The following is a 13,022-nucleotide window of genomic DNA, read 5'->3' as shown; positions in this document are numbered from 1 at the left end:
TCACCCGCTCGTTGAGCGAGCGAAGCGAGTCGAAACGCGCTCACCACCGAAGCACGGTTGCGCACCCGTTTCGACTCGGGCGGCTTCGCCGTCCTCGCTCAACGAGCGAGAAGACGATCGCTGTCGTGTTCAGCGAGCGAGACGACCGCGCAGCACGGGCGACGCGGCGAGGCGTTCGACTCCGAGACGCGGGCTGGTGAGCACGGGAACGCCGACCGTCACGGCCTCCGCCGCCGTCGCCATCGAGGCCTGCGCGAGCACGATCACGTCCGCCTCCGCGGCACCGCGCTCGATGGCCGCCCCCACCAGGCGGTCGTGCGTCTCGCGATCGCCCGAGACGATGGCCTCGAACGCGCCCTCGATCACCTCGCTGGACAGCTCGGGCGAGGAGCCCGCGAGCGCCGCGCGCTCCTCGAGCAGACCCAGAGTCGGACGGCACGTCGTCGGCAGCGTGGCGAGCACCCGGATGCGGGCGCCCTCGGCCACAGCCGCGTCCGCCATCGCCTCGTCGACCCGCAGCACGGGAACTCCGGCCGCGGCAGCCGCGGGGGCGGCGAGCTCGGAGATCGAGGAGCACGTGAACATCACGGCATCCGCCCCTCCTGCCGCCGCCGCACGCACGAGGTCCTCGATGCGATCCGGCACCGAAGCGGCGCGCGACTCATCGCCGAGATCGGCCACGATGCGGTCGTCGAGGTAGTTGACCACCGTCGCACCGGGCAGGAACTCGGCTGCCAGTGCGCCGAACGGGGCGATGTTCACGGCTCCGGTGTGCAGGAATGCGATGCGGGGTGCGGTCATGTCTTCAGTCTCCCAGCCGTCAGCCCTTCAGGGCTCCGCCGGCCATGCCGGCCATGATCTTCTTGTTGAGCGTCAGGAACACGATCAGCAGCACGACGATGTTGATGCTCACCGCCGCGAACAGCGGCCCGTACTGCGTCGAGCCGTACTCGTCGCTGAGACTCAGCAGCCCCACCTGGATCGTGGCGAGTTCGGGGCGGGTGGTGAACGTCAGCGCGATGAGCAGGTCGTTCCAGACGCTGAAGAACTGCACGAGCCCCACGGTGAGGATCGCGTTCTTCATCATCGGGATGCCGATCACGAAGAACGACCGCAGCGGGCCGGAGCCGTCCACGGTGGCCGCCTCGAAGATCTCGCGCGGCACGGAGCGGAAGTACGTGGCCATGAGGAACGTCGTCAGCGGCAGACCCATCACGGTGTAGGTGATGATGAGCGGCAGCAGCGAGTCGGTGATCCCCATCCGGAAGTACACGATGAACAGCGGCACGAGGATCATCTGCCCGGGGACCATGATGCCGGCGAGCACGTAGAGCAGGACCCCGTGACGGCCCTTCCAGATCATCACCTCGAGCGCATAGCCCGCTGCGACGCCGATGAACACGATGAGCAGCACGGACGGGATCGTCACGATGATGCTGTTGAGATAGTTCTGAGCGACGTTGCCGTTCGTGAGCGCCTGGACGTAATTGTCGAACTGCCACGTCTCGGGGAGCGACAGCGCGGGGTTCGAGAGGAATTCCGACTGCGTCTTGAACGACCCGAGGATCATCCACAGCTGCGGGTAGAGCACCACAACCATGAGCAGCGCGACGATGAGCCACACCGGCACCCGCTTGAGCAGGCGAGCCGCGGTACGACGGGTCTGGCTGGGGCGCCTCCGCGTCGGGACGGCGACGGTGGTCACGGGATCCGAATGCGTGATCGTCATGTCAGGCCTCCGCCTTGCGTCGAGAGGATCGGAAGATCGCCAGGGTGAACACCAGGCAGAGGATGGTCAGCACCATCGCGATCGTGGAGCCGTAGCCGTACTCGGCGTACTCGAACGCGGTGCGGTACATGTACAGCGTCAGCGGTGCGGTCGAGGTTCCCGGCCCGCCATTGTTCAGGGCGAGCAGGCTGTCGAACACCTTGAGCGTCGCGTTCAGGCTGAAGATGATCGACGACATCAGGATCGGCAGGGACAGCGGCACGATGATGTGACGCACGAGCTTGAGTCCGTTGGCGCCGTCCAGACGGGCCGATTCGATGACCTCCTCGGGGATGTCGAGAAGTCCGGCGTACAGCAGCACCGCGTAGAAGCCCATCGAGGTCCACAGCGTCATGAGGATCGCGGTGGTCATGGTGCCCGCGGTCGAGGCCAGCACCTCGACGCTCTCGCCGCCGAAGAAGTTGATGATGTCGTTGATGGGCCCCTGGTTCTCGCCCACGGCGACGAAGCTCTTGACGAGCAGGGCGACCGCGACGGTCGGCAGGACGGTCGGGAAGAAGACGATCGTCCGGACGAACGACGATCCCTTGCGCAGCACGAAGACATAGAGCAGGGCGAGGCCGTAGCCCAGCGCCACCTGGCCGACGGTCGCGACGATCGCGAAGAACACGCTCACCCACAGCGACTGCAGAGCGGCGCCGTCGGTGAAGAAGGTCGCGAAGTTCGCCAGTCCCACCCATTCGAAGCCGCGCAGCGTGTTGCCCTCGAAGAAGGACAGGCCGAACGACCACAGCACGGGCACGATCTTGAGCAGGGTGTACAGCAGGAGTGCCGGTGCGAGCAGGATGAAGATCGTCTTGCGATCTCCGAAGATCGAGTTCATCTTCGATGCTGCTTTCTCTGAGGAATGCACCGGCCTCCCGGAGGCGAGAGTTCTCCGGGAGGCCGGTGAGCGGGTCAGCTGTTGGCGTCGAGGCTCGCCTGGAGCTCGGTCATGTAGTCCTCCGCGGTCATCTGACCGGTGGTCAGCAGGGTCGCGTTGGTCGAGGCCAGCGAGTTGCTCTTCGGGTCGAACAGCGCCTCGAACCACAGCACCGTCTCGTCGATGCCGGCGATGCGCTCCTGGATGTCCGCCGTGTTCGGCGAGAGGTCGGTGACCTCGCCGTTGACGGCGAATCCGGAGATGACACCGGCATCCTGCAGCGCCTGCTGGCCGTAGTTCTCGGAGATGCAGCTGATCCAATCCTGGACCTTCGGGCCGAACTGCTTGGCGTTGACGATCATGGGCGCGCCGGCGTTGGCCGGGTACTGCTCGATCGATCCCTCACCGCCCTCGACGGCCGGGAAGGGCATGAAGCCGACGTTCTCCTGGCCGATCTGGTTGCGCTCCGGGTCGTTGATCGCGCTGAGCAGCCACGTGCCGTCGTAGGTCATGGCGGCCTTGCCGGTGAGGAACATGTTCGACGAGGTGTCGCCGTCCCGCGTCGTGAAGCCCTCGCCGAAGTAGCCGGCGTCCGCGTAGTCGGCGAGCGCCTGCGCGCCCGCGACGTACTCGGGGTCGGTCAGCTTGGCGGAGCCGTCCTGGATGGCGGTCATCGCCTCCGGTCCCACGTTGCGGTAGATGTACAGACCCATGATGCGCGTGAGCGGCCAGCCGTTCGCGCCGGCCTCGGTCATCGGCACGACTCCGGCATCCTGCAGGGCCGCCGAGGCGGTGAGCAGGTCGTCCCACGTCTGCGGTTCCTCGATGCCGTTGTCGGCGAAGATCTGCTTGTTGTAGAAGATGCCCTCGATGTTGTACTGGTAGGGCATCGAGACGAAGCCGCCGTAGACCTGCTCGACGGTGGACTCCGCGGCCGGGAGGACGTTGTCCCAGGCTCCGGCGTCTTCGAGCGCAGCCTTGAGGTCGCCGACCAGGCCGGCCTTGCCGAGGTCGCCGTCGGGGCGGATCAGGGCGGTGCCGGCGATCGTGTGGGTCGGCAGGGCGTCCTGACTCGCGAGCAGCGTGATCTTCTGCACGGTGTCGGCCTGCGCGACCTTCTGGTGCTCGAGCGGCAGCGCCTCGTTCTCGGCCGTGCACGCCCCCTCGGCGAGCGCGGTGAGCTGCTCCTCGAGCACGGGGTTCTCGTTCGCCGTCATGACGGTGAACGTCTCGGGGTCCGTGCCGGTTCCCCCCTCGGATCCGGTGCCCCCGGATCCACCCGCGCACGCCGCGAGCGGAACCACCGCTGCGAGTGCGAGACCGAGCGTCGCGATCCGGCGACGGTTGCTGCGTGAGTCCATGAGGCGTCCTCCTTGACGGGCGTGAAAGGTACAACGACGACAGTAGGAAAGAATCCGAAGTGTGTCAACACTCAGGGTTGAAATTCTATTCACTTCGTGATCGAATCGTGTCTACAGTGACGTGAACGCCACCTGGAAAGGGGACCCCATGACCGCGACGACATCGGCGCGACCACACGCCCGCCTGCAGCCGCTGGATGCCGCCGGCGCCCGATGGACGAGCGGTTTCTGGGGAGATGTCCACGACCGGACGCGCGACGTCACCATCCCCCAGATCTGGTCTTCCCTGAGCGATGAGGCGATCAGCCCCGGGCTGGCGAACTTCCGCGTCGCGGCGGGGCTGCAGCCCGGAGAGCATGCCGGCCCGCCCTTCATGGACGGCGACTTCTACAAATGGCTCGAGGCCGCGATCGCGCGCCTGGAGACCGACCCGGATGACGAGCTCGCGGCCCGCATCGAGGAGATCGCGTCGCTGATCGCGTCGGTGCAGCGCGAGGACGGATATCTGCACACGCCCACGATCATCTCGACCCGCAACCACGAGGATGCCATCGCCCTCGCGGACCGGTTCAACTTCGAGACGTACAACCTCGGCCATCTCATCACCGCCGGCGTCCGCCACTACGAGGTGACCGGGTCCACGACGCTGCTGGACGCCGCGCGCAGGGCCGCGTCCTTCCTGGAGGACCTCGCGACGAACAAGCCGCTCGAACTCGCCCGCAGCGCGATCTGCCCGTCTCACTACATGGCCGTCATCGACCTGTACCGCGTCACGGGCGACGCGCGCTATCTGCGGCTGTCCGAGGCGTTCCTCCGGGTGCGCGACGACTTCGAAGGCGGGGACGACAATCAGGACCGCCTGCCCGTGCGCGAGCAGACGGTCGTCGCGGGCCACGCCGTGCGCGCCAACTACCTCTACGCCGGCATCGCGGACCTCGTCGCCGAGACCGGGGATGCCGACCTTCAGGCGGTCCTCGAGCGGCTGTGGCGCGATGTCGTCGACACCAAGCTCTACATCACCGGAGGCGCCGGTGCCCTGTACGACGGCGCGTCCCCGGACGGCTCGCCGTGGCAGAACCAGATCAGCCGCGTGCACCAGGCCTATGGCCGCGCCTACCAGCTGCCGCACACGACGGCCCACAACGAGTCATGCGCCAACATCGGCCTGATCTTCTGGGGCGAGCGGATGCTGTCACTCACGGGCGACGCCCGGTATGCGGACGTCATCGAGCAGGTCGCGTTCAACAGCCTGCTCTCCAGCATCAGCCTCGCAGGGTCCGAGTACTTCTACACCAACCCGCTGCGTCAGGTGCGGGACCTGCCCTTCCCGCTCCGCCGCCCCGGGGACACCGCGCTGCACCCGACGCCCGCGCCGCCCGCGTCCGACGCGCGTCTGCGCGAGTCGTACCTCAGCTGCTTCTGCTGCCCGCCGAACATCGCCCGCACCCTGGCCCGCTTCCATGAGCGCGTGGCGTCGGTCGGCGAGGACGGCGTCCACGTCCACCTGTACGGCGGGAGCACGATCGACGTCGCCACCGCCGAGGGCCGGCTGGCCCTCCGCGAGGACGGGGCGTATCCCTGGGGCGAGACCGTGCGATTCACCGTCACCGGCGCCGAAGGACGCGTTCCGCTTCATCTGCGCATCCCCGGCTGGTCCTCGGATGCCGCAGCGACCGTGAACGGTGAGAGCGTCGCCGTGTCGGAACCGGGCACGTACACGCGGATCGATCGGGCGTGGACCGCAGGGGACGTGGTCGAGCTCACTCTTCCGATGCCCGTCCGCGTGCTGCGCGGGCACCGCCTCGCGGAGGAGACGACGAACCAGGTCGCGGTGCGCCGCGGGCCCGTCGTGTACTGCGTCGAGAGCGCCGACCTCCCGGAGGGCGTCGCTCTCGAGCAGGTCGCGCTGCGCCGTGGGGCGGAGTTCATCCCCGTGGAAGCCGAGATCGCCGGGCATCCCGTCGTCGCCCTCGAGACGGAGATCGCCGTCCTCCCGCCGACGGACGAGAAGGTGCTCTACGACGACCTCGCCGACGTCGAGCCGGCGTCGGCCACCGTGCGGCTCGTGCCGTACTACGCGTGGGGCAACCGCGGCGCCGGTGAGATGTCCGTCTGGCTCCCGCTGGTCTGGTGACGCACATGGAATCACAGCACGTCATCGCGACCTACGTCATCGAGACCTCCCTGCCGCTGCAGCACGCCGCCGAGGTGCTCGCCGGCGAGCAGTCCACCGGAACGTTCGTGCGGGTCGAGCGCGAGTCGGACGATCTGCGCGCGCGGTTCGCCGCCCAGGTCGAGTCGATCCAGGAGGTCCCGCTCACCGGATCATCGCCCCTGCCGGGCTCCGTCGGGGATCCGGCGCTGCGCCGCCGAGCCCTGCTGCGCCTGCGCTTCCCGCTCGACAACTTCGGCCCGTCGCTGCCGAACCTGCTCGCGGCGGTCGCCGGGAACCTCTTCGAGATCAAGGAGCTCGCGGCGATCCGGCTCGTCGACCTGGACCTGCCTCCGGCGTTCGCGCAGCGCTATGCCGGTCCCGGCTTCGGCGTGGAGGGCACGCGGCGGTTGATGGGCCGCGCATCCGGTGCCATGATCGGGACGATCATCAAGCCCAGCATCGGGCTCTCCCCCGACGATCTCGCCGAGGTCGTCGGGCAGCTGGCCGAGGCCGGCATCGACTTCATCAAGGACGACGAGCTGCAGGGCAACGGCCCGTCCGCCCCTCTCGCAGAGCGCGTGCGCGCGGTGATGCCCGTCCTCGAGCGCCACGCCGACCGCACGGGGCGCAAGCCGATGTACGCGTTCAACATCACCGACGACATCGGGCGGCTGGAAGCCAACCACGACCTCGTCGTCGCGGCCGGCGGCACGTGCGTCATGGCGTGCATCAACCTCGTCGGGATCCCCGGGCTCGAGTTCCTGCGACGGCACAGCGAGGTCCCCATCCACGGGCATCGCGCGATGTTCGGCTCGTTCGGCCGCTCGGATCAGGTGGGGATAGGATTCCGGGCGTGGCAGAAGCTGGCCCGCCTCGCCGGGGCCGACCACCTGCACACGAACGGCATCAGCAACAAGTTCTACGAGACGGACGACCAGGTGCTCGACTCCATCGCCGCCGTGCGCGAGCCGCTTCTCGGGCTCACACCCACGGTGCCGGTGCTCTCCTCCGGGCAGTGGGCGGGACTCGCCCACGCCACGTACGACGCGGTCGGGACGACCGATCTGCTGGTGCTCGCGGGAGGCGGCATCCACGGGCATCCGGACGGTGCGGCGGCCGGCGTCGCCAGCATGCGCGAGGCCTGGGCGTCCGCGGCGCGGGGGGAGAGCGCGGACGCAGCGTACGCGGCGTCGGATCCGATCCGCCGCGCGGCCGAGCGTTTCGGGCCCGTCCGTGTCTGACGAGCAGCGCGGGGTCGTCGCGTTCTACGGCGACGACTTCACGGGGAGCGTCGATGCGCTTCTGCAGTTCGCGCGTCGCGGCTGGAGTGGACGGCTGTTCACGACCCTCCCGGATGCCGAGGCGCTTCGCCGTGCGGCCTCCGAGGTCGACGTGGTCGGCGTGGCCGGGATCTCCCGGTCCCTGGATCCCGCCGCGATGGATGCCGAGCTGAGGCCGGTGCTGGAGGCGTTCGCCGACCTGGGCCCGCGCCTGGTGCAGTACAAGGCCTGTTCGACGGCGGACTCCTCCCCGTCGGTGGGAAGTCTGGGGCGCGTGATCGAGATCGGTCGCGAGGTCTTCGGCGATCGGGTCGTGCCGATGCTGTTCGCCCAGCCGGACTTCGGGCGCTATACCCTGTTCGGGCAGCATTTCGCCGCGGAGCGGGGCACCGTGTACCGGCTGGACCGGCAGCCGACCATGTCGCAGCACCCGTCGACGCCCATGACAGAGGCCGAGCTCGCCGTGCACATCGGACGGCAGACGGACGCCCCGATCGGCGCGGTCTCGATGCTCGCGTACGACGACCTGGCGGGACGCCTGCACGAGGCGACGTCGGCCGGCATTGTGCTCGACGCCCTGACCGACGAGCATCTCGAGGCGGTCGGACGGGCGCTGGGTGAACTGCCCTCTCCCGTGTTCGCGATCGGCTCCGGCGGGTTGTCGCACGGCATCGCCGCGGCCACGCCGGGCAGCGCCCCGACGATTCCGGAAGCGACCGCCACGAGGGGTCCGGTTCTCGTCGTGTCCGGCAGCCGTTCGGCCCAGACCCGTCGCCAGGCGGACGCCGCAGCCGCCGCCGGATGGCTGGTCCGCCCCTGGGCGCTCGACGGGTCCTCCTCACCCGATGTGCTCGAGGCACTGCGCGCGGGCCGTGGGGTGGTGCTGACCTCGGACGACGCGGATGCCCCGGGCGACCGTCCGATCCTGGAGGCCATCGCGGACGCCGCGGCATCCCTCGTGCGCGAGGCCGTCGCGGCCGGAGCCACGCGGCGCGTCATCGTGTGCGGCGGCGACACGTCGAGCCGCGTCACGCGTCTGCTCGGCGTCGACGCGCTCTCGATCGCGGCGAACCCGTGGGGCAACGTCGTGATCCTGCGCGCGCACAGCGGCGGCTCCCGGATCGACGGCCTCGAGCTGCTCCTCAAGGGCGGCCAGGTCGGTGCCGACAGTCTCTTCGTCGACGTCGCTGCGCTCGCACCCTGACCCCCATTCGCTCGCTGAGCGAGTTCTCTCCTCCGTTCGTTGAGCGAGCCCTTCCCCGTTCGTTGAGCGAGCGAAGCGAGTCGAAACGCACTCACCACCCACGTACCTCGCCCCGCACCGCGTTTCGACTCGGTCGCCTGCGGCGTCCTCGCTCAACGAACGAGGGGGGACCGCCCCCCTTCCCCTCCCCCGTTCGTTGAGTGACCTCTTCCCCGCTCGTTGAGCGAGCGAAGCGAGTCGAAACGCACCCACCACCCGCGCACCTCCCACCGCACCGCGTTTCGACTCGGTCGCCTGCGGCGTCCTCGCTCAACGAACGACGGGGCGATCGTCCCCCTCCCCGCTCGTTGAGCGAGCGAAGCGAGTCGAAACCGCGCGCCGCTCAGCGGACGGAGAGTCGCACGCTCCACGCGGTCCGCTCGCGCGGGATCCGGTAGCGCTCGGGGAGAGCGGGCCCGACCGAGGCCGATCCGATCCCGTGCTGGGCGTGGTCGATGTTCAACCACACGCGCCCCGAGTCGACGAGCTGGTGCGGCTTGTCCGCCCGCTCCAGCTCGTGCGAGGTCCACCGCCGTGCCGTGAAGTCGAACTCCGGCACGCCGTCGACGCGCAGCGTCTGCGCTCCGTCGACGCCGACCTCGAGCCAGCGCGTCTGCACGTGGTTGCCGTTCTCCTGAGGCACCGGGTACGGCGTCTGCAGGTCGTCGATGGACGCCGTGAAGCGGCCGATGCGGGAACCCTCGAACGAGTCGACGTACGTCTCCCCCGGCCCGCGTCCGAACCACGTCACGTGCCGGGCCTCCCCCGGGAGCCCGAACAGCAGTCCCAGCCGCGGCACCGGGATGTCCCGGTTCATGTACGGCGTGTCGGTCCACGGGCCGACGAAGTCCGCCACGACGTCCAGGCGCACGCCGTCGCCGTCCACCGTCCACGTCATCTCCCACGCCACGCCGTGCGGATGCGTTCGGGGCGCCGTGCGCCCGCGCACCTGCAGCCGACCGTCGCCGGGGGAGACGTCGTCGACGCGATGCAGCAGGCGGTCGATCATCGTCTTGCGCCACACGGCGGCGAGGTTGTTCGTGTCGCCCTGACCGCGATCGTTCTCGGTCGGCGCCCGATGCAGGTCGAGCACGGGGCCGTCGATCTCGAGGTCGCCGAGGCGCAGCATCCGCCCGGTCGTCGTGTCGAAGACAGCCGACCCGACCGCGTGCTCGCCCGACGACGCCGCGGCAGGGTGTCCCGCCGGTCGGCGGACGGCATCCGGACGACGGACCACGCGCTGACCCCACGACACCACGTGCCCGGCCGGTGCCCAGGACGCCTCCTCGGCGAGCGCGGCCTCGACCGTCAGCACGGCATCCCCCGCCGCCGTCGAGCCGAGCGCGGCGGCCGCGGCATCCGGGATCGCCACCCGGACCCGCTCGCCGGGAGTCAGCACAGGCACGTCGAGGACGCCGTCGGCCGTCGTCTCGCCGTCGACCGCGACCGACCACCGGAACGCGAGATCCGCCGTCGAGGTGCTGTGCCGGTCGTTCGCGACCGTAAGGGCCTGCTCGCCGACCCCGATCGGCACCGTCTCGTGCGCCTTCGCCAGTTCGATCAGCCCCGGAGTGGGGGTCCGGTCGCTGAACACGAGTCCGTGCAGGCCGAAACGTCCGCCGCGGGGCTCGTAGTCGATGTCATCGCCGTGCAGGACGTACGGGACGCCCTCCTCGGTCTCCGCCGTGAAACCGTGGTCGATCCATTCCCAGACGAACGCGCCGCACAGCCGGTCGTAGGAGCGGATGATGCGCCAGTAGTCCTGCAGCCCTCCGGGGCCGTTGCCCATGGCGTGCGCGTATTCGACCAGCAGGAACGGCAGTCCGCGGCGGCGCTCGTCGTCCGCATCCGTGATGCCGTCCGGGGCGTCGTCGTCGGCGTCGAACACCATGCCGTGCATGCTGAGGCGCCCGCCGCGCGGCTCCTCTCGCCGCCCGATCTGCTCGAGCAGCTGCAGGGACGGATACATGAGCGAGTAGAAGTCGGAGTCGCGATACCGCGGGTCGCGCTCGTAGAGAACGGGTCGTGACGGATCGCGCCCGTCGAGCCATCGGCGCATCTCGGCGAACCCGTCACCGGTCATGCTCTCGTTCGCGAGGGACCAGACGACCACGCTGGGACGGTTCTTGTCGCGCTCGACTGTGCGCACGAGTCGATCCATGATCGCGTCACGCCATTCCGGAAGCGCGGGCGGATTGTGCTCCCAGCCCTCGTAGATGAACCCATGGGTCTCGAGGTCCACTTCGACCACGACCCACAGCCCGTACTCGTCGCAGAGCCGGATGAACTCCGGATGCGGCGGGTAATGGCTGGTGCGGACGGCGTCGACGTTGGCCCGTTTCATCAACACGATGTCCTGGATCATCGTCTCGCGATCCAAGGTGCGCCCGGCCTCGGGATGATGCTCGTGCCGGTTCACGCCCCGGAAGGTCACGGCCCGCCCGTTCACGGTGAAGACGCCGTCCACGATCTCGACGCGGCGGAAGCCGACGGCCAGGTCGACGGTCTCACCCGCCGAGCGCAGGGTGCCACGGTACAGGCGTGGGCTCTCGGCGCTCCAGGGCTCCACCGCGACGCGGGCCGTGTCCCCCGCCGGCATCCGGATGCCGAGTTCGGGGATCTCCACGATGGCCTCGCTCGAGGCATCCACTCGGAGGATGCCGAGACCCGTGACGTGGTCGTAGTCGGCGTGCACGAAATGGTCGTCGATGGCGTTCTGCGGGCGGGCGATGAGCTCGACATCGCGGAAGATGCCGGGCAGCCACCACATGTCCTGATCCTCGAGATATGTCCCGGCCGACCAGCGGTGCACCCGCACCGCGAGCACGTTGCGGCCCGGCCGGACCGGCGCGTCGAACTCGAACGGCAGTCGGGACCCCGTGGACCAGCCGAGCTCCTCGCCGTTCAGCCAGACCTTCGCGCACGAGTCGACGCCCTGGAAGCGCAGGACGGCTCGACCGAAGTCCGCGGGCACGTCGAAGACGAGCCGGTGATCGCCGGTCGGGTTCTCCGTCGAGACGTGCGGAGGATCGAGCGGGATCGGGTACGCCGTGTTCGTGTAGAGCGGCCCCTCCTCGGTCCCGAGCATCCGCCGCGCGGGTCCACCGGCGAGCGGCGTGAATTCCTCGAGCACCCAGTGCGAAGGGATGCGCAGCTCATCCCACCCCGAATCGTCGAAGTCCTCCCGCATGAAGTCCGCCCCGGTGCCTTCCGCGGTCGGAGCGAGCCGGAACCGCCAGGTGCCGTTCAGGCTCAGGACAGCCGCATCCGTCACGGCATCCGCGCGCGGCGCACGTCGTCCCTCGCCGGGCAGCGTGCTCTCCCAGTAGCGGCCGGTCATGCGCTGGCGCCGTATCGCGAGTCGTCGACCGGGGACGGTGCCGGGCCCAGCGCTGCGAGATCCGCCCACACTCCCTCCGGGATGGCTGCGGCGTCCAGCGCGCGCAGCTGCTCGATCCGTGCGGGCGAAGAGACGCCGACGACCGTGTGATCCACCAGCGGCGAGCGCGTCGAGAACCGCAGTGCGACGGCCGCGGGCGGCACACCGTGGTCCGCGCAGACGCGGAACAGCTCGGCCGTCCACGCCGCCAGGTCGTCGCCGATCGGCCGGTACTCGTATCGCGCGTCCGCACGCGCCCCCTTGACGAGCAGGTCGCCGCCGAACGGGGCCGCGTTGAACACCGTCATTCCGCGATCGTGCGCCGCTTCGTACAGCGAGCGCGCGCTGTCGTCGACCAGCGTGAACCGGTTGTGGCAGAGCACCGCGTCGAACAGGCCGCTGTCCACGTACCGCTGAAGGAGCGGCACGGGGCCTGCGGCGATGCCGATCGCATCGACGAGGCCGTCCTGCTTCAGTTCGACGAGGGCCTCGACCGCGCCACCGGGAGCGAGTGCTTCCTCGACGGTGATGGTGTACGGGTCGTGCAGGTGCAGCAGCGGCAGCCGGTCGACGCCGAGCCGTTCGAGGCTCTCCTCGAACGAACGACGCACCCTGTCGCCGTCGAACACGCCCGTCTCGGGATCGCGGTCGACTTTGGTGAGGATGCGGGATGCCGCGGCATCCCTCTCAGCGGCCTCCATCGTCGCGAGGGCCGTTCCGAGTGCCCGCTCGGAACGCCCGCCGGCGTATCCGTTCGAGGTGTCCACGAGCAGGCCGCTGCGGAGCATGGCGAGCGCGGCAGCCTCGGCGGTATCGGGATCCGCGCCCAGCGACGAGGCGCCGAGGATCAGAGCAGGGCGGTCAACGGCGATCTCAGTCATCGATGCATACCTATTCATATTTGAATGCATCTCCAGCCTACGCGAACGCGCCGTCGATCGGAAGACCGGCAC

General features: G+C 69.4%; 9 protein-coding genes. 3 read left to right on the top strand and 6 right to left on the bottom strand.

Translation table 11 applies throughout. The features are described 5' to 3' along the window. Positions 1-129: 129 nt before the first annotated feature. From AC3RXZ_RS14340 to AC3RXZ_RS14325, 4 genes are all read right to left on the bottom strand, one after another. Complete coding sequence (locus AC3RXZ_RS14340) at positions 130-801, bottom strand: aspartate/glutamate racemase family protein (RefSeq protein ID WP_491494444.1); 672 nt, start codon at positions 799-801, stop codon at positions 130-132. Positions 802-820: 19 nt separating this feature from the next. Continuing rightward, the gene (locus tag AC3RXZ_RS14335; RefSeq protein WP_243231718.1) at positions 821-1,729 is read right to left on the bottom strand and encodes a carbohydrate ABC transporter permease; all 909 of its coding nucleotides are present in this window, start codon (positions 1,727-1,729) and stop codon (positions 821-823) included. A 1-nt stretch (position 1,730) separates the two neighbouring features. After that, positions 1,731-2,612 carry a carbohydrate ABC transporter permease gene (locus AC3RXZ_RS14330; RefSeq protein WP_243231720.1) on the bottom strand — a complete coding sequence of 294 codons (882 nt, stop codon included), beginning with the start codon at positions 2,610-2,612 and terminating at the stop codon, positions 1,731-1,733. A gap of 74 nt (positions 2,613-2,686) precedes the next feature. Continuing rightward, positions 2,687-4,012 carry an ABC transporter substrate-binding protein gene (locus AC3RXZ_RS14325; protein WP_243231722.1) on the bottom strand — a complete coding sequence of 442 codons (1,326 nt, stop codon included), beginning with the start codon at positions 4,010-4,012 and terminating at the stop codon, positions 2,687-2,689. Positions 4,013-4,160: 148 nt separating this feature from the next. Here AC3RXZ_RS14325 and AC3RXZ_RS14320 point away from each other — a divergent pair, with 148 nt between their 5' ends. From AC3RXZ_RS14320 to AC3RXZ_RS14310, 3 genes are read left to right on the top strand one after another with little or no spacing between them, the layout of a single operon-like run. After that, positions 4,161-6,146 (top strand): glycoside hydrolase family 127 protein, encoded by a 1,986-nt coding sequence (locus AC3RXZ_RS14320; RefSeq protein ID WP_491494443.1) that lies wholly within the window; start codon positions 4,161-4,163, stop codon positions 6,144-6,146. Positions 6,147-6,151: 5 nt separating this feature from the next. Next, positions 6,152-7,408 (top strand): RuBisCO large subunit C-terminal-like domain-containing protein, encoded by a 1,257-nt coding sequence (locus AC3RXZ_RS14315; RefSeq protein ID WP_491494442.1) that lies wholly within the window; start codon positions 6,152-6,154, stop codon positions 7,406-7,408. Then, the gene (locus AC3RXZ_RS14310; protein ID WP_491494441.1) at positions 7,401-8,651 is read left to right on the top strand and encodes a four-carbon acid sugar kinase family protein; all 1,251 of its coding nucleotides are present in this window, start codon (positions 7,401-7,403) and stop codon (positions 8,649-8,651) included. Before AC3RXZ_RS14315 ends, AC3RXZ_RS14310 begins: the two co-directional genes overlap by 8 nt. Before the next feature lie 382 nt (positions 8,652-9,033). On the opposite strand, the gene AC3RXZ_RS14305 is transcribed toward AC3RXZ_RS14310, so the two are convergent. Next, positions 9,034-12,030: a glycoside hydrolase family 2 TIM barrel-domain containing protein gene (locus AC3RXZ_RS14305; protein WP_491494440.1), complete on the bottom strand. Its 2,997-nt coding sequence runs from the start codon at positions 12,028-12,030 to the stop codon at positions 9,034-9,036. Beyond that, positions 12,027-12,950, bottom strand: a complete 924-nt coding sequence (locus AC3RXZ_RS14300; RefSeq protein WP_243231732.1) for an aldo/keto reductase — start codon at positions 12,948-12,950, stop codon at positions 12,027-12,029. Before AC3RXZ_RS14300 ends, AC3RXZ_RS14305 begins: the two co-directional genes overlap by 4 nt. Positions 12,951-13,022: the final 72 nt, after the last annotated feature.

Source organism: Microbacterium cucumeris, from assembly GCF_058349845.2.
The sequence above is the reverse complement of the archived record's forward strand: the minus strand, read 5'-3'. Positions and strand labels throughout refer to the sequence as shown.